General features: G+C 65.7%; 16 protein-coding genes. 9 read left to right on the top strand and 7 right to left on the bottom strand.

The window, feature by feature from the left end; all coding sequences use genetic code 11:
- The first annotated feature begins 185 nt into the window (after positions 1-185).
- Complete coding sequence (locus tag ON45_RS13905) at positions 186-593, top strand: heavy metal-responsive transcriptional regulator (RefSeq protein ID WP_040494592.1); 408 nt, start codon at positions 186-188, stop codon at positions 591-593.
- Positions 594-707: 114 nt separating this feature from the next.
- On the opposite strand, the gene ON45_RS13900 is transcribed toward ON45_RS13905, so the two are convergent.
- Both ON45_RS13900 and ON45_RS13895 read right to left on the bottom strand, forming a co-directional pair.
- On the bottom strand, positions 708-977 hold the full coding sequence (locus ON45_RS13900) for a hypothetical protein (RefSeq protein ID WP_040494591.1): 270 nt from the start codon (positions 975-977) through the stop codon (positions 708-710).
- Positions 974-1,756, bottom strand: a complete 783-nt coding sequence (locus ON45_RS13895; RefSeq protein WP_051063069.1) for a MerR family transcriptional regulator — start codon at positions 1,754-1,756, stop codon at positions 974-976. Before ON45_RS13895 ends, ON45_RS13900 begins: the two co-directional genes overlap by 4 nt.
- Before the next feature lie 71 nt (positions 1,757-1,827).
- Here ON45_RS13895 and ON45_RS13890 point away from each other — a divergent pair, with 71 nt between their 5' ends.
- Positions 1,828-2,166, top strand: coding sequence for a YnfA family protein (locus ON45_RS13890; RefSeq protein ID WP_040494590.1), 339 nt, complete (start codon positions 1,828-1,830; stop codon positions 2,164-2,166).
- 639 nt (positions 2,167-2,805) lie between these two features.
- Here the strand turns inward: ON45_RS13890 and ON45_RS13880 are convergent.
- From ON45_RS13880 to ON45_RS13870, 3 genes are read right to left on the bottom strand one after another with little or no spacing between them, the layout of a single operon-like run.
- Positions 2,806-4,467, bottom strand: coding sequence for a copper resistance CopC/CopD family protein (locus tag ON45_RS13880; RefSeq protein ID WP_040494588.1), 1,662 nt, complete (start codon positions 4,465-4,467; stop codon positions 2,806-2,808).
- Positions 4,464-5,219: a DUF1775 domain-containing protein gene (locus tag ON45_RS21595; protein ID WP_051063068.1), complete on the bottom strand. Its 756-nt coding sequence runs from the start codon at positions 5,217-5,219 to the stop codon at positions 4,464-4,466. The genes ON45_RS13880 and ON45_RS21595 overlap by 4 nt, the downstream gene beginning before the upstream one ends.
- Positions 5,220-5,255: 36 nt before the next feature.
- Positions 5,256-6,164 carry a hypothetical protein gene (locus ON45_RS13870; RefSeq protein WP_148288693.1) on the bottom strand — a complete coding sequence of 303 codons (909 nt, stop codon included), beginning with the start codon at positions 6,162-6,164 and terminating at the stop codon, positions 5,256-5,258.
- A gap of 153 nt (positions 6,165-6,317) precedes the next feature.
- On the opposite strand from ON45_RS13870, the gene ON45_RS21590 reads away from it, so the two are divergent.
- The 7 genes from ON45_RS21590 (at position 6,318) to ON45_RS13835 (ending at position 12,867) form a co-directional block, all read left to right on the top strand.
- Positions 6,318-7,022, top strand: coding sequence for a DUF305 domain-containing protein (locus tag ON45_RS21590; RefSeq protein WP_051063067.1), 705 nt, complete (start codon positions 6,318-6,320; stop codon positions 7,020-7,022).
- A 169-nt stretch (positions 7,023-7,191) separates the two neighbouring features.
- Positions 7,192-8,064, top strand: coding sequence for a cytochrome c oxidase assembly protein (locus tag ON45_RS13860; RefSeq protein ID WP_040494586.1), 873 nt, complete (start codon positions 7,192-7,194; stop codon positions 8,062-8,064).
- Between the two features lie 186 nt (positions 8,065-8,250).
- Positions 8,251-8,889: a DsbA family protein gene (locus ON45_RS13855; protein ID WP_040494585.1), complete on the top strand. Its 639-nt coding sequence runs from the start codon at positions 8,251-8,253 to the stop codon at positions 8,887-8,889.
- A gap of 142 nt (positions 8,890-9,031) precedes the next feature.
- Positions 9,032-9,568, top strand: coding sequence for a vitamin K epoxide reductase family protein (locus ON45_RS13850; protein WP_206537701.1), 537 nt, complete (start codon positions 9,032-9,034; stop codon positions 9,566-9,568).
- 64 nt (positions 9,569-9,632) lie between these two features.
- Positions 9,633-10,505: a cytochrome c oxidase assembly protein gene (locus ON45_RS13845; protein WP_040494584.1), complete on the top strand. Its 873-nt coding sequence runs from the start codon at positions 9,633-9,635 to the stop codon at positions 10,503-10,505.
- 141 nt (positions 10,506-10,646) lie between these two features.
- Entirely contained in the window at positions 10,647-11,921 is a 1,275-nt protein-coding gene (locus tag ON45_RS21585) for a peptidoglycan DD-metalloendopeptidase family protein (RefSeq protein WP_148288692.1), read from the top strand.
- A complete protein-coding gene (locus ON45_RS13835; RefSeq protein WP_051063064.1) occupies positions 11,905-12,867 on the top strand; it encodes an undecaprenyl-diphosphate phosphatase in 963 nt (320 codons plus the stop codon). Before ON45_RS21585 ends, ON45_RS13835 begins: the two co-directional genes overlap by 17 nt.
- Positions 12,868-12,903: 36 nt before the next feature.
- Here the strand turns inward: ON45_RS13835 and ON45_RS13830 are convergent, their stop codons facing one another.
- Together ON45_RS13830 and ON45_RS13825 are read right to left on the bottom strand one after the other, a co-directional pair.
- Positions 12,904-15,489, bottom strand: coding sequence for a heavy metal translocating P-type ATPase (locus ON45_RS13830; RefSeq protein WP_051063070.1), 2,586 nt, complete (start codon positions 15,487-15,489; stop codon positions 12,904-12,906).
- A gap of 99 nt (positions 15,490-15,588) precedes the next feature.
- A partial coding sequence (locus ON45_RS13825; RefSeq protein WP_040494583.1) for an aa3-type cytochrome oxidase subunit IV occupies positions 15,589-16,540 on the bottom strand: 952 nt, incomplete at its 5' end.

The following is a 16,540-nucleotide window of genomic DNA, read 5'->3' as shown; positions in this document are numbered from 1 at the left end:
GCCTCCTCGGGTGTGTCGACGATGCGGCGGGTGACGTGCAGCCCGCGATGCTCGCGCTCGATTGTCCGAAGGTGCGCGTCAGCGTCGCTCCAGTTCGGGCAGTCGTCGAAATACAGCAAGGTCACGTCCACGACCCCACCGTAAACCTTCTCCCATAGGAGAAGGTCAAGTAGTAGCCTGGCGACGTGTTCATCGGAGAACTCGCTCACACCGTGGGTCTGCCGACACGGACCGTACGGTTCTACGAACGCGCCGGGCTGCTGCCCGAACCCGCCCGGGCCGCCAACGGCTACCGGACCTACAACGACGAGACCGTGACCCGCCTCCAGTTCATTCGCACATCACAAGCTGCCGGTCTCACCCTTGCCGAGATCCGCAGCATCATCGACATCCGCGACGCCGGACAGCCGCCCTGCACCCACGTCGAGCAGCTTCTCGCCGCCAAGCTCGCCGACGTCCGCGAACGCCGCCAGCAACTCGCCGCCATGGAAGCCGAACTCGAAGCACTGATCGATCGCAGCCGACGCCTCGACCCCGACCAATGCAACGACGGCGACATCTGCCAGATCCTCCACCCCGGCTCAGAACGCTGACGACGCGTCCAAGGCGCTGGATCGGCAGCTGTTCCGGGTCTGCGAAGAAGCTCGGAAACGTGATCGCCTACCGTGACCGACGCATGCTTCTCCGCCTGCCGGTGCCCGGTGTCGCTATGGGCGCAACTCGGACGCCCGTCGGATTGTTGGTGCCGCGACCGGGATCGCGTCGACGGGTTTGGTGGTCTGGCAGCCGTGTCGACGTCGTTTGAGCAGTGCCGGGACGGCCAGGACGGCGACGACCGCTCCGATGATGCCGAAGATGGCGACGCCGACGACAGTCGCGGCGCCGATCGCTGCGAGTACGGCGATGATCGGTCCGATGCAGCAGGCGATGCACGCAAGGCCGGCGGCGCCGATGAGGGTGCGGGTGTCGCGGCTCATTGCGGTGCTCCGAACGCGGCGTGGACGATGTCGAGCGCGTCGGGCGGTGCGGTGATCTCAAGGCCGGCGCCACGTTCGTCGATGGTGAGCCGGAACGAGAAAAACCGACAGCACCCTTGCTCGGCGGCGGCGAGGCGGGCGACCTCAGAGACCTCGATGTGCTCATCGAGTTCGACCCGGACACCGCCGTCGATCGGCAGCCGCGTCGCGCCGTGGAGCAGGCTGCCCCAGTCGTCGAGCCGGTCGGGAATCTGATCTGACGCAAGGGTGCACGCGATGGGGACGTCCCCAGCGGCGGCCATGAGGTTCGGCGGGGCGGTGAGCGCGATCGGAATCGACGCTTGAGTCGAGTTCGCGTCCGCCGAGGTGAGGGTGGTGACGCATCCGCACGTGTCGTCGCACGGCCCGACCGGGCGGTGCTGTTCAAGGGTGGTCGCGGCGCGTTGGAGCTCTTGGGTGAGGATTTCGAGTTCAACAATCTCGCCTCGCGCGGCAGTGAGCTTGTCGGCGACGAGAGTGCGGAGTCGGTCCTGGACAGGGCCGCACTCGCCGCCGTTCCACGCGGTAACGAGATCGCCGATCTCGTCGAGGCTGCAGCCGAGCTGCTTGGCGCGGGCGATGAACTCGAGTTGCTCGACGGTGCGCTGGTCGTAGACCCGGTAGCCGTTGCCGGCGCGTTCGGGTTCGGGAAGGACCCCGATGGTCTCGTAGTAGCGGACGGTCGCGGTCGAGATTCCGACGCGGTCGGCGACCTCGGCGATGCGCAACGAAGCGGTCATGGACTCGATCGTAAACCTTGAAGTCGACTGCAAAGTCAAGGCGATGTTCGAGGCGGGGTACCGTCCGGGTCATGCCCGACACGACGCGTTCGATCCTGTTGTTCATCGCCGCTGCGGTGTTGGAGATCGGCGGCGCTTGGCTGATCTGGCACGGGGTGCGCGAACATCGCGGGCTCACCTGGATCGGCGTCGGCATCGTCGCGCTGGCCGGCTACGGCTTCGTCGCCACGTTCCAGTCTGACCCGAACTTCGGTCGGGTCCTCGCCGCGTACGGCGGCGTGTTCGTCGTCGGCTCGCTGCTGTGGGGTGTGCTCGCCGACGGGTTCCGACCGGACCGCTACGACCTGATCGGCGCAGCGATCTGCCTGATCGGCGTCGGTGTGATCATGTACGCCCCCCGAGCCGCCTGAACCTCGACGCCGAGACCCGAATGGCCACGCGGCGGCGACGAGAATGGACGTCAGTCAGCGACCGTGGTCAGATCGCAGGCACCCGCCTCGCAGTTGGCCCTGGTGCGTCGGATCGCGCGACGCACCGCCTCGAGTTCCGCGATGCGCTGCTCAACGCGTTCGAGCGCAGTGTCGAGTCGCCAGCGTCGCTGTCACACGTCGCGTCGCCGGGACGTGACCATCGCAGACAGCCCTGACGGTAGAAAGGTTCGTCGAAGTTCCACGGCGTACCCTCAAGTGCGTGCTTCAGGGCACCGATATTCAGCGTCGGCGATCGGACATGCGCCCAGCTCGGCACGGATGCGCTTGTTCAGGTGCGCGAGATTTCGCACGCCACGATCGACATCGTCGATGCAATCTCCTCTGCCGGTTGTGAGCGGCGACAAGTGCGGCAGGCGTGAACATTCTGGGTCGCCCCCGGGTTGCCTCCCTCATTCGGGGTGCGAGGGACAGCTGGCGTGTTCAGCTGTCTTGAATTTGAGCGAGCCATCGGGAAGGCAGCGGAATCGTCGGACGACCAATGCGGTGATCAAGCATGGTGTTCGCCACCGGGAGTTGCTCATTTCGTCTGGTGGCTTCGGTAACGGACGGAATCGCCTGTCAGGTTTCGACGGGGATGTCGATGCTGAAGACGACTTGGTCGAACTCGCCGTAGCGGGCGGTGATCTCGATGGTCCAGAGTCCGGCGACGGGGAAGTCGGCGTTGTTTGCGATGACGTGGTTCGGGCTGGCGGGGATGGTTTCGATCTCGATCGGTCCGATCTGGTCGGCGGCGAGTTCGGCGGTCACGGTGATTTCGTCGGCGCGGTCGAGTCCACCTCCGGGTGAGGTGATGGTGACGTGCATGACGGTGCCGCCGGTGACGGCGGGTTCGAGTTCGACTTGCGCGACGCGGTCGCCTTGGACGACGGAGACGATTTCGTTGGTGGGCTGGTCGAGTTCGGGGGGTGGGGAGTTGACGAGTCCCGATGTTGCGGCGATGACGAGAATGATGCCGACGAGTTCGACGATGACGCTCGTGCGCGTCGCGGTCGACGTGGACGATTCCGGGTCTGGGGACGTGGGTCCTGGGGCGGCGCTGAGTGCGGGCACGTTCGCGCTGGAACTGACCTCGCCTCGGTGGAGGAGACGCCGGGTGATCGCTGCGGTCGCGACCACGCCGGTGACGAGTGCGAGCTTGACGATCAGCCATCGCCCGTAGCTGGAGTCGGTGATTCCGTCGAGGCTGCCGATCTGGCGCCAGGCGTTGATGGTGCCGCTGACGGCGAGGACAACGACCGATCCGAGCGCCCAGGGTGAGAATCGGTTGGCGGTCTCCCAGAAGCGGGTTCGGGGGAGTCCGATGACCAGCAGCGTCAGCCCACCGACCCAGATGGTCATTGCGGCCAGGTGGGCCACGGTCGCGGCGTAGCCGATCGGTACCCAGCGTCCGGTGACCCCGTGCCCGCCGGCAGTCACGATCGCGAGGAGCCCGAGGCCGGCGGCGACGGTGACGGTTCCACCGATCCGTGACAGCAGGCGGTGTCGCCAGACGACGAACGGAACGAACGCGAGGATCGCGGCGAGGCGCAGGACCCACCACTGCCCCGAGCGAGTGGCAGCGACGGTGGGCCAGTCGAGCAGCGACGAGCCGATCATGTTGGCTTGCGCCGAGATCATCATCGCGGTTCCGACGGCTGCGGTTCCGAGTCCGAGGAAAAGCAGTCGGCCGACCCGACGCGTGGAGAGTTGGGGTCGTGCCAGCACGGTTGCTGCGAACAGTCCCCCGAGGAGGACGGCGATCCCCGCGTAGCTCGCGAAGCGTCCGATCGCGAGCGGAACGGCGCCGCCGGGCGACTCGTTGCTCGACGTGAACAGTTCATCGACGAGCCCGGACCGTGTTGCGGACGCTTCGCCAACGGAGAACGTGAACGCCCCGCGAATGTTGTGGGAGTCCGCCGACAGCGCCTGCCACGCGACGACGTAGGTGCCGTCGGCGAGTTCCTCGTCCACGACGAGTCCGAGTGTGTCGGACCCACGCGATTGGTCCGCCGAACCCAGGTCGATCTCGTTGCCGTCGGCGTCGACGACGCGCACCGCAGGTTCGACCGGGTCGATGGCTTCGCTGAAGGTGAGCACGATCTCAGGTGGCGATTGGTCGAGCACGGCCTGATTGGCAGGCGTGGTCTGCACCAGGTCGGCGTGTGCACTCACCGACACCGACCCGCTCAGCGCGGCGACCACGATCACGATCGCCGCGACGAGGCGACGCCACGTCTTCACGACGGTCGTCGGCGGAGGTAGAACACACCGCCCGCCGCGGCGGCGATGACGGCCGCGCCGACTCCGAGCACAACCAGCAGACCACTGCCACCGCCGTCTTCGCTGTTCGAGTCGACGGCGAGTTCGACGACCGTGGTGGAAGAGTCGGCGTCGACCGTGTCGACGGGTGCGTCGGTGACGGCGGGTGCGGTGGTGGTCGTTGATGTTGATGTGGAAGTGGTGGGCGCTGCGGTGGTTTCGGCCGCGACGGTCGTGGTGGGCCCAACGGTTGTGGTGGTCGTCGTAGCGACCGGTCCGAACAGTGCCATCGCGGGTGCGGGTTCGTCGAGTTCGTCGCCGGAGCCGTCGCTGGGCACGTCGATCCAGCGGATCTCGCCGACTTCGCAGCGTTGCACGAACGGGAAATAGATGATGGTGTCGGGTGTGGGTGGCAGCGTCAGTGCGACGTTGAACGTCAGTTCCTGATCGGCGGGCAGCGGACCGCCGACGAATGTGAGCACATCGTCGGCCAGCGAGCCTTCCCAGCCCTGCGGGGGCTCGGGTGTGGCGTCGGTGACGCCGTCGGGGAGCCGCATGTCCAGCGACGTCGTGGCCGAGCCGTCGCAGCCGTGCTCAACGGTGAATCCGACGGAGAGTCGGCTTCCGGCCTGCGCCTCGCTCGGGTCGGGATCGATGTGGGCCAGTGCCGGTGACGCGACCAGCAGCGTGCTTGCTGCGGCGAACAGAACAACGGCGGCGGTGCGGATACGCATGGGTTCTTTTAGCGGTGGGTCGCGGGATGATGTCCGTCAGGCGATCAGAGCGATCCGGTCGCGGAGTTCGCTGACGTCGACGACAACATCGAGACGCTCGACCACGACGCCGTCGGCGCCGACGAGGAAAATGGACGGTTCGAAAGTGAGCCCGGAAGCTTCAACAGCGGGTGCGGGTGTAGTGGCGGTGGTGTCGGTGTACACCTCGCTGTGCACGAACGTCACGTCGTCGAAATCGTCCGACACCTCCATCAACAGCTCCAGGATCGGACCGCACGTCCCGGTCTGACAGAACGCAGGTGTGCCGATCAGATACACGACCGGTTTTGCGGCGGCGAGCGCCTCGGTCAAGGTCACGTCGTGGAACGGACAGCCCGGCTCGCGGGTGCAGATCGGGTCGACACCACGACCATCGGACGTGGTCGGGGTGTCGAACTGCTCGAGCGGATCGCCTGGGCCGGCGAACGGCAACGTACCGGATTCCACGACCGTGAATGATGCGTCGGCCCTGCCGCCGTCGAGGTCGACCTGCAGCGTGTAGATGGCCGGATCAGCGACGTCGAGTCGGAACTCGTAGTACGGCACGGCGACCGATTCGGTTCGTCGTGTGCCGACGACCTCCGCGATCAGTTCTCCCTGGTCGTCGAGGAGACCGGCACGGAGCTCGGCGGGGCCTTCGGGTCGCAGAGTGCCGTCGATGTCCGCGACACCGAGAGCGAGCCGGCGATCGAGCCCGGCCGTGATACTGGGATCGGAGAAGTAGCGGATCAACGCGAAGTCGTCGCCATCGCTGCTCGCGGCACCCTCGGCTCCTGAAGCGTCAGCTCCCGACGGGTCCTGCGTGACGGACCCGCCATCGCTCGAACCGCACGCCGCAAGCAGCACCCCTCCCGTCCCGGCGAGGAAGAGCCGACGACTGATCGAACCGGACATGGCGACGTTCACGACATCGAATCGTAGGTGTTCGCTGAGCCAACGCACCCTCGGTCGCACCGTAGAATCGGGGTTCGTGATCGACGTCACCGCATCGGCCGAACCCGTCCACCGAGTCGTCGCGCGCAACCACCCGTCCGTCGCGGTCGACGAAGCGCGCGCTCGATGACCCCCGACGTCCGAACCGATGAACCGTTCGTTGCCGACGACGACGCCGAGGCGAACGTCGAGCCGGACACGACCGGTGGCGTGTCCGATGCGACGCTGCAACGCTTCTACCGAATCCTGCTGGTTGCGCTCGCCGCCGCCGTGCTCGCAGCCGCTTTCGGGGCAGCCGCTGTCTGGGCACTGAGCGCCGATGAGCCAGCCCCGCAACCGATGAACGAGGTCGACGTCGGGTTCCTCCGCGACATGCTCGACCACCACGAACAAGCACTCCAGATCGCGAACCTCTATCTCGACGAACGACCCGACAGCGGCGTCGCACCGTACGCGCGAGAGGTGTTGCTCTACCAGCAACGCGAGATCGACTGGATGAACACATGGCTCGCCGAGGAGGGCTACACCGTCGGCGAACCCGACCGCACCGCGATGGAATGGATGGACGAACCGGTTCCCGTCGCCGAGATGCCCGGCATGCAATCCCAGGAACGACTCGACGAACTCGACGCAGCAACGGGTGAGGACGCAGACCGCTTGTTCTTCCAGATCATGGCCGACCATCATCTCGGGGCCATCCACATGGGTGATCACGCCAAGCTGAACGGCGCCCGCGAAGAGATCACGAACTTCGCTGCCAATGTCTCTCGCAATCAGGTCATCGAGATCGCCGAGTACCAGGCCGCATACGAGCGCCTCGGACTCGGCTGAATCATTCTGCGGCCCGCCGTCGCCTTCGATTCACCGGTGTCAGGGTGTCGGTCTCCCGGTGGATCGAGATGCGAGGGAACCCGATGCATGTCCGGCGCCACTGGTTCTGTATGGCCGGTCCGCGAAGGAACGATGACGAGCCCGCCGCTCACCCGGCGGGTCTGCCGAGATGCTCAGCACCCTGATCGCGCACACGAGTGCCGTTGATCACGAGATCATCGTCATCGCCGGCGTCGTGGTGGTTGCGCTGTACGGCGTCGGCTGGTGGAGAGCCGGGCCGATTTCGGCGTGGCGGCTGGTTGCGTGGTGCTCTGGCGTCACAGCCCTCTTGGTGTCGGTCATCCCGGCCATGGAGAAGCTGGCGTCGGAATCATTTGCCGGGCACATGGTGCAGCACCTGCTGATGATCGTTGTGGGCGCCCCGCTGCTCGTCGTGGCGAACCCGTCGCCGCCGTTCCGAGCGCTGCGGCTGATACCTCAGCGCGTGACCACGACCGAGCGAGCGGTTGGGCGCTGGTGGCGGTCGTACGGCGCCTTCGCGAGCGCCGGCTTCTTCGTGGTCGTGCTGTACCTGACTCACCTGACCGCGATCTATGACCGGGCTCTGGGGAACCGATTCGTTTACGACATCGAACACGTCGCATACATCGCCAGCGCGATCGCACTGTGGGCCGCGCTCCGTGGAAGTGCACGTCGCGCGGCACCGGCGCGCATCGGTTCGGTGTTCGCCGTGATTGCATCCACGGCATTGCTCGGTGTGGTCTTGCTGTCAGCGTCGAGTCCGCTCGTTCCCACCTACGAGACGTCACTCGGGTTTGATGACGCACTCGATGATCAGCGCGCTGCGGCGTCGCTGATGTGGGTCAGCGGCATGGCCACGACGCTTCCGTTGCTGCTGATCTCGGTATGGACGTGGGCATCATCGGAGGAGCGAACCGCCGTACGGTCCGAGGCGCTACGCGACCGCGGTCGTGAGGATGCTCATGATGCGGAGCCCAACTCGGGCGAACAGATGCGCCGGGCTCCCTCGCCTCCTCGGTGACGTCGGCGCGGCCGCCCGACTTAGTGCGTGAGCCGCCTGTGGTGAGCGATGGAACTCGACGAGGCTCTCGGGCCACCTGTAGGACATGAAGTGCCGAGACGTCGAGAAGCCCCGCTGGACGCGATCGCGCCAGCCACGCCGCCGACGCTCGGATCGTTCTACGCCATGCGGCGACCCAGGGCTCCGATGAGCCGGAACCTGAAGGTCTCGGTGGGCTTGATCGTCGCCGCGGTCATCGCGGTCCTCGTCGCCGTGCTGGCCGGAGGTGACGGGCCTGCCGCGGCGCCATCGACCAGCGGTGACGATCCACTCGTGCGGTCCGACAGTCAGCGGCTCTCGGTCGGCGACACCGACGTGACGTTCGTCGAGTTCCTCGACTTCGAGTGCGAGGCGTGCCGTGCAGCTCACCCCGCAATCGAGGAACTCCGCCAGATCTACGGGGACCGCGTGACGTTCGTGGTGCGGAACTTCCCGCTCCACGAGAACTCCGAGGCCGCCGCCCAGGCTGCCGAAGCGGCAGCGGCCCAGGGCGAGTACGAAGCGATGTACAACCTGCTCTTCGAAACTCAGCCGGACTGGGGCGAGAAGTCGACCTCACAGCGCGACGTGTTCTTCGGTTTCGCCGCCGACCTCGGACTCGACATGGACGAATTCACTGCGGTCTATGAGGCCGAGGAGACGATCGACCTGATCCGTCGGGACAAGGCCGATGGCACCGCGCTCGGCGTCACCGGCACACCGAGCTTCTTCCTCGAGGGCGAAAAGATCGAGCCGTCGTCATTCGAGGAACTGATCACCGAGTTCGATGCTGCGCTCGAATCCTGACGCGGACCCGTCGCCTCCTCGATCGTCGGCGCCGAGTTCCGGAGCGGGGTCCAGAGACACGGTGTTCCGGCGGGCGAGCACGCCCGGTCCGCTGCGAGAGGCCACTCTCGGTTGGCTCTATCTCTCGTTGGGGTCGTTGGGTGTGGCCACGGCCGCTGTACTGATGGTCGAGAAGGTCAGGATCCTGCAGGACCCGACCTACGTGCCGAGCTGCAGCATCAATCCGATCCTCAGTTGTGGTTCGATCATGCAGACCGCACAGGCCGAGGCATTCGGTTTCCCCAACCCGATTCTCGGGATCGCCGGTTTCGGCGTGATCGCGACGGTCGGTGCAGCCATCCTGGCGGGTGGCCGGTTCGCTCGGTGGTTCTGGCTCGGACTACTTGCGGGAAGCACTGCCGGGCTGGTGTTCGTCCACTGGTTGGCGTTCCAGAGCCTGTTCCGCATCGGTGCGCTGTGCCCGTATTGCATGGTCGTGTGGGTGGTCACGATCGCGGTGTTCTGGTACACGCTCCTCCACGTCGTCTCGACGCGGGAATCCACGCGCCCCAGCGGGTTCGGCGCGTGGTGCTCTCGACAGGTCATCGCCTACCACGGCGCCGTGCTGACAGCGTGGTATCTGGCGTTCGTCGGGCTGATCACCGTGAGGTTCTGGGAGTACTGGTCGACGCTGCCATGAACGTCCCACATCGACCGCCCACGCGCCACGACCGCTGGCCGTCCGACGCCGATCGGAACCGGCCGTGATCCGCGTGAACGCCGACGTGGTGGCCGGGACGGTGAGCTCACCGTGGACATGGGAACCGCGCCCCGACGTCTGGGTGCTGATGGCGACTTTGGGACTCGCGTACTGGTGGTCGCTCGCGAGACTTCGTCCCCGCCTTCCCGACGCTCCGCCGATGCCCAGCGTCGCTCAGCAAGGTCGCTTCGCCCTCGGTGTCATCGTGCTGTGGCTGGCTGTGGACTGGCCGATGGACCTGCTCGGCGACGACTACCTGTTCAGCGCGCACATGGTGCAGTTTCTCTTGATCACGATGATCGCGGTGCCGTTGTTCGTCGTCGGGATCCCGACCTGGATGTGGTGCGAGTTGACCCATCCCGTTCGAGGTGTGATCAGGATCGTGAACCGAGCGCCAGTGGCGCTGCTCCTGTTCCAGGCAGTACTCGTCGGGACCCATCTTCCCAGCGTGGTCGACCTGTATGCGTCGAACTCGTTCGTCCACTTCTCACTCCACGCGCTGTGGGTGGTCGCTGCCGGCATCTTCTGGCTCCCGATCCTGGGCAAGGAACCGTTCGTGAAGCCGTTGCAGCCACCCGCGAAGATCGTGTATCTCATCGCTGCCACCATCATCCCCACGGTGCCGGCGTCGTTCTTGACGTGGACCGAGACGGCGTTCTACGAACCGTACGCGAACGCTCCGCGGCTCTGGGGCATCTCACCCGTGCTCGATCTGCAACTCGCCGGCCTCGTGATGAAACTCGGCGGGGGGCTCATCCTGTGGAGTTTCATTGTCGCGATCTTCGCACGATGGGCGGCCGAGGAGACCCGACCCGACTCGAACTCGCCGTCGGCAACCACCGGGTCGAACGAGCGATTGCGTGATCGTGCGACGTAGGTGCTGCGCCCCCGGCCACCGAGGCTGATGCACGAGGCGCGTGTGACTTCACCGACCTGTTCGGTTCCCTCAACCCGAACTTCACATGTCACGTCCTGAATGTCATCAAATCGCAATACAACCGCTAGCTTTCCGGCGGTCATGAGGATCTTGGTGCCATCCGATTCACGACACTGGCGTGGCCGACGACGGGCTGCCGTCGCGGCCGTGGCGATGTTGGTGGTGGCCGGCTCCCCCACCCTGGCGCATGCCGATCACGGCGGCTCAGCCGCTGAGAAGGCAGCCGCCGAGATCCAGGCAGCACGAGATCGAGCCGACGCGGCGGCCCAAGCACTGTTCGATGAGGAATCGACGATCGACCAGCTCGAGCTCGACATCGCCGCAGCCGAGGCCGACCTCGCGGAACTCGAGGGTGAGGCCGAGGAGATGCGCACTGGACTCGAATTCCAGGCTGTTCGGCAGTTCGTCGGTGCAGGGGGGACGAATTTTCCGCTCCTCATCGATCTGGACGACGCCAACGACGCGTTGACGGCCGATGTGATGAGCTCGATCGCGAGCGAGACCGCCAACGTCGATCTCGACGACTTCGACGCACTGATGAAGGAAGTCGAGGAGCAGAGCGAGTCCTTGGAATCCCAACGGAACGATGCGCAAGAAGCCACCGAGACCTACGCCGCGCTGCAGGCGGACGCAGAGGCCGAGGTCGTCAAGTTGGGCGAGATCGAGGCGCAACGTCTCGAGGACGAAGCGGTCCAACACGAACTCGAGAGACAACAGCGAGAGCGGGCCGAACGGGAACGCCGCGAGCGAGAAGCGGCAGAAGAGGCTGCTGCCGAGGCCGCGGCCGCCGAAGCCGCGGCCGCCGCCGAAGAAGCTGCCGCCGCCGAGCAAGCTCGGGTGGCAGAACAATCGGCGCAGCAGACTCCAGCTGCGGTCGCAGCCACGACGTCCAGTGGTCCCGCCGCAGCAGCTCAAACGCCCGCCCAACCGGAACCGGTGCCACCGCCTGCCGCTCCTGAAAGTGCCGGAAGTGGGTTGGCTTGCCCGATCGCCGGGCCCCGTTCGTTTGCCGATACGTGGGGAGCATCACGTTCGGGCGGTCGAAGCCACGAAGGTGTCGACATGATGTCTCCGGGCGGCACTCCGCTGGTCGCCATGGAAGCTGGGCGGGTGGAGTTCACGACCAACGGCCTCGGCGGAAACACGGTCCGCCTGTACGGCGCGAGCGGGACCCGCTACTACTACGCACACCTCAGCGCGTGGGAGGGTTCGAGTCGACCGGTCTCCAAGGGAGATGTCATCGGATACGTCGGCAAGACCGGCAACACGTCCGCGAATCACCTCCATCTCCAGGTGCATCCGGGCGGCGGGCAGGCCGTGAACCCATATCCGTACGCGCGTGGAGCCTGCGGCTGACGAGTGGGGCGGGATCGCCTCGACACGAACGATCCGCGGTCGCACCGCGCTCGGCCTGGCCTGCGTGGTTGTCATCATCGCGCTGATCACTGCAGCGGCGATCTCGAAATCCGGTGACCCCGACCTGTCCGTCTCCGAGGCGATTCTGCTCGGGGTCGTCGAGGGAGTGACCGAGTATCTGCCGGTCAGCTCAACGGCCCATCTTGCCGTGGTCGAACACGGTCTCGGGTTGACGTCGACCGTCGAAGGCCAGCGGGCTGCCGACGCCTACGCCGTCATCATCCAGATCGGAGCAATCGCAGCCGTCGCCGGGCTCTACCGAGCGCGGATCGTCGACTTGTCGACGGGGCTCCTTGTGCCGCGCCGACCGCTTCGATCGCCGGCACGGGCGCTGGTGGCAGCGTTCGTTCCGGCTGCGGTCATCGGCTTCGCGCTCGGTGATGCGATCCAGGATCGGCTGTTTGCGATCTGGCCGATCGTGGCTGCGTGGGCGGTTGGTGGCGTCGTGCTGCTGTCGCCACGATGGACCGCACCGTGGGGTCACCGGCCCTTCGAGTCGTTGAACTCTCGTGACGGGCTGATCATCGGGCTCGCCCAGACCCTCGCGCTGTGGCCCGGAACGAGTCGGAGTCTCGTCACGATCCTCACTGCACTCGCCATCGGCTTCACCCTGTCGGCGGCCGTCGAATTCAGCTTCCTGCTCGGGCTGATCACCCTCGGCGCAGCAACCGGCTACCAGTTGCTCCGCGACGCAGACGTGATCGTCGATCAGTTCGGGATCGTGAGCACCGTCGCTGGTGTGGCCGCCGCAGCGATCACGGCCTGGGCAGCCGTCCGATGGATGGTCGGATATCTCGAGCAGCACCCGCTCACGATCTTCGGCTGGTATCGACTCGGCGCCGCTGCCGCCGTCGGCGTCACTGCACTCTTCACCAACGTGTTGTGAACTCCACGGGGGCGCGACGCTCAGCACACAAAGTCGTCACCCTCCGACCGCCTGCACCGTCTCGGTTGGGCGTCGTTCACTGTCGATCGTCTCGTTGCGTCGGTATGCCAGGAGACGCAGGGCGTTGGCGACGACGACGAGCGTGGATCCTTCGTGGAACACCACGGCGGGTCCGATACCGACGAATCCGAACAGAGTTGCGGGGATGAGGAAGGCGACCATGCCGAGGCTCATGTAGAGATTCTGTTTGATGATGCGGCTCGCCGACCGGCTGAGACCGACGATCACGGGGAGCTTCGCGAGTTCGTCTCCCATGAGTGCGACATCGGCGGTTTCGAGTGCGACGTCGGACCCGGCGGCGCCCATCGCGATCCCGACCGTCGCGTTGGCCATCGCGGGGGCGTCATTGACTCCGTCTCCGACCATTGCGACCTTGCCCTCCTCGTCGCGGAGGCGTTCGATGGCCGACACCTTGTCGTCCGGCATCAGGTCGCCCCATGCGTCGGTGAGTCCGACGTCGGCTGCGATGGACTCGGCAACAAGCTGGTTGTCACCCGAGATCATGATGGCGCGTTCGATGCCGAGCGCTCTCAGATCGTCGATCATCTTCTTCGCCGCGGGCCGCGGTGTGTCGCGCAGTCCGAGCGTTCCCATGAACCGGTCGCCATGTTTGACGACCATGATCGTGCGACCCTCCGCCAGCAGTTGCTCCGCTGACGCTCGAACCGACGCGTCGAGGCCACCGCTTTCCTCGAACAGTCGGAGATTGCCGATCAGCACCGGTCGCCCGTTGACGACTGCTCGCACGCCCCGCCCGGTGATCGACTCCACACCGCTCGCCGAAGCCACGTCACTCCTGCCGAGGCGTTCGGAGCCATCGCGGACGATCGCGGCGGCGAGGGGGTGATCGCTTCGGTTCTCCACGGCGATTGCTGCATCGAGGAGCTCGTCTTCGCCGACGCCATCGGCGGTGACGACGTCGGTGAGTCGGGGCTGACCCTCGGTCAGGGTGCCGGTCTTGTCGAACGCGATGGCGTTCAACGTCCCGAGACTTTCGAGCGGGCCGCCACCCTTGACGAGTACACCGACCTGTCCGGCTCGGGCGACCGCTGCGAGCACGGCGCTCGGTGTGGCGATCGCGAGGGCACAGGGGCTCGCGGCGACGAGCACCGCCATCGCTCGATAGAACGACTCGGACCACGACGACCCGAACGCCGGACCGACGACCATGACCACGACAACGAGCAAGAGGACCGCCGGGACGAAGATACGTTCGAACCGGTTGGTGAACTGCTGGGTCGGAGACGCTTGGGTCTCGGCTTCGCGGACCATCGTCGCCAGCTTCGACAGCGATGTGTCCTTGGCGAGGCGAGTGACCTGGAGGTCGATCTGGCCGGTGCCATTGATCGTCCCGGCGAACAGTCTTGACTCGTCACGGACACCGCCGGGGTCGTCGGCAGCGATCGACGGGTCGTCGACCGGCGACTTGTCGACGGGAATGCTCTCGCCGGTCAGTGGCGCCTGATTGACACTGCTGGTTCCGGACACGACGAAGCCGTCGGCCGCGATCCGCTCGTTCGGCTTGACGATCACCGTGTCTCCCACGACGAGTTCCTCGACCGGAACCTCCCGCTCGGTTCCGTCGCGGCGCACGACGGCGGTGGCAGGAGCGAGGTCCGCGAGAGCTTCGATCGCGCGGCGGGCGCGACCCATCGCGTACCCCTCAAGTTCATTTCCGACGCTGAAGAGCGCGAGGAGCAGCGCACCTTCCTCCCATTTGCCCAGAATCGCAGCGCCCGCTGCGGCGACCAACATCAAGAAGTCGATCTCGAATCTCCGGTTGCGGATCCCGTCGACTGCTTCGCGCAGGGTGAAGTAGCCGCCGAAGAAGCCCGACACGATGAACACCGCGGTGAGGATCGAGTCGTTGAACCAACCGGCGAGTTCCGCAACGAAACCACCGGTCCACAGCACGGCCGATGTGATTGCGAAGATCAGTTCGCTGCGTTCACCGAACGGGCCACCATGAACGTGCTCGCCTGGCCCATGATCATGACCATCGTCCTCACCTACGCCATGAGGCGCGTCGTCAGGAACATGGGTTGGCGCTGTGTCGGGTTCGGGCACGCGCTCATCCAGACCTCCTGACGCGACGCGATCCGAGATCCGACGGGTTCTCGCCTTCACGCCCACGCCGGATCGGGCCAACGCATCTCTGATGTCCTGCTCCGACGTCGCCCGCCGGTCGAACTCGACTCGCACGAAACCTGGTGTCACCTCGGCCTCCGCAACACCGTCCATCTGTCGAAGATGTTCGGCGACCGAACGTGCTCTTCGGGTGTGCGTCACTCCCGTCACGTCCCAGAAGACATGGGCGAACTGGTCGGTGATCTCCGCCCCCGAGGCGCGAGCAAGACTTCGGATGCGCGCCACGCTCGTCACCGACGAATCGAAGTGCAGGCAAAGCTGACTGGGACCATCCCCGTCCGACGCCACGACGTGCACATCGGAGATGCCGGTGCTCTTCGACAAGATCGAGGTCAGTCGGTCGACACACTGATCATCGTCGCCGGGAACATGAGGCAACAACACCGGGAGATCGAGCTGAACGGTCTCGGTCACGCCGGCCACCCCCGGCTACACGCGGCATGTTCGTCGACTCTCCATCCTGACATCTGCATAACTATACAGATATCGAGAGGCGCCGCCGCACGTCGAACCTCACGTCGGTTCCGAATCCGTTGTCGCCAGCACCGCCGATGGGGAGGTCGTCGACGACCCGTCGAAGTCGTCGTCCGTGGCATGCGCGGGCTCGAGGGCCCAGCCAACGATTGCGGATATCACGATCAGCGCTCCTCCGACGATCAACCAGGTGCTGTAGATGACCCCGTACGCCATCACCGGAAGACCGCACGCCAGAACGATCGGCCAGTACGACGGTGCGGGGAGGTGGATGTGTTCGTCTCCGAGACGTTCCTCCGTCGCGAGGACGTCTTCGAGCGTGGCTCGTCGCACGTAGTCGTGCTCGCCGTTCTCGCCGACGTCTTCGTACTTGCGGTGAAAGACCTCGTCGAGTGCGTGGACGGTGGGTGTGCGGTCGAAGTTGTGCGCTTTGGGTGGACTCGCGGTCATCCATTCGAGCGATCGCGCGTCCCACGGATCGAGCGGAGCCGCCGGCCCTTTACGGCTGACCCAGACGTTGATCAGGAACAGCAGGATCCCGATCGCCAAGACGAAGGTGCCGATCGTGGCCACCAGGTTCCAGAATCCAAGGTTGAAGAAACCCTCACCCGCACGAGCCTCGGTCCACACGTACATCCGGCGCGGCTGACCTTGGAGACCGATGATGTGCATCGGCCCGAACGTCATGTTCATCCCGATGATCATGATCCAGAAGTTCCACTTGCCGAGCTTCTCGTTCAGCAGTCTCCCGAAGATCTTGGGCCACCAGTAGTAGAACCCGGCGAACAGGCCGAGCACGGCGCCACCGAAGATGACGTAGTGCAGGTGGGCAACGACGTAATAGGTGTCGGTCTGCTGCGTATCCGACGGGGCAACGGCATGTGTCACGCCGGACAGGCCACCGAGCGTGAACTGCACGATCAGACCCATCGCAAAGAGCATCGCGGTGGTGAAGCGGAGCTTGCCGCCCCACATCGTGAGCGTCCAGTTG

Source organism: Ilumatobacter nonamiensis YM16-303 (genome assembly GCF_000350145.1).
In the GTDB taxonomy this organism is placed as follows: domain Bacteria; phylum Actinomycetota; class Acidimicrobiia; order Acidimicrobiales; family Ilumatobacteraceae; genus Ilumatobacter_A; species Ilumatobacter_A nonamiensis.
This window is presented reverse-complemented; position numbering and strand designations above follow the sequence as displayed.

Excerpts from the sequence above, each read along its gene's own strand:
- ON45_RS21585 (WP_148288692.1), top strand. The coding sequence starts at position 10,647 with ATGAGGATCTTGGTGCCATCCGATTCACGACACTGGCGTGGCCGACGA.
- ON45_RS13895 (WP_051063069.1), bottom strand. The coding sequence starts at position 1,756 with ATGACCGCTTCGTTGCGCATCGCCGAGGTCGCCGACCGCGTCGGAATC.
- ON45_RS21595 (WP_051063068.1), bottom strand. The coding sequence starts at position 5,219 with ATGCGTATCCGCACCGCCGCCGTTGTTCTGTTCGCCGCAGCAAGCACG.
- ON45_RS13890 (WP_040494590.1), top strand. The coding sequence starts at position 1,828 with ATGCCCGACACGACGCGTTCGATCCTGTTGTTCATCGCCGCTGCGGTG.
- ON45_RS21590 (WP_051063067.1), top strand. The coding sequence starts at position 6,318 with ATGACCCCCGACGTCCGAACCGATGAACCGTTCGTTGCCGACGACGAC.
- ON45_RS13860 (WP_040494586.1), top strand. The coding sequence starts at position 7,192 with ATGCTCAGCACCCTGATCGCGCACACGAGTGCCGTTGATCACGAGATC.
- ON45_RS13855 (WP_040494585.1), top strand. The coding sequence starts at position 8,251 with ATGAGCCGGAACCTGAAGGTCTCGGTGGGCTTGATCGTCGCCGCGGTC.
- ON45_RS13900 (WP_040494591.1), bottom strand. The coding sequence starts at position 977 with ATGAGCCGCGACACCCGCACCCTCATCGGCGCCGCCGGCCTTGCGTGC.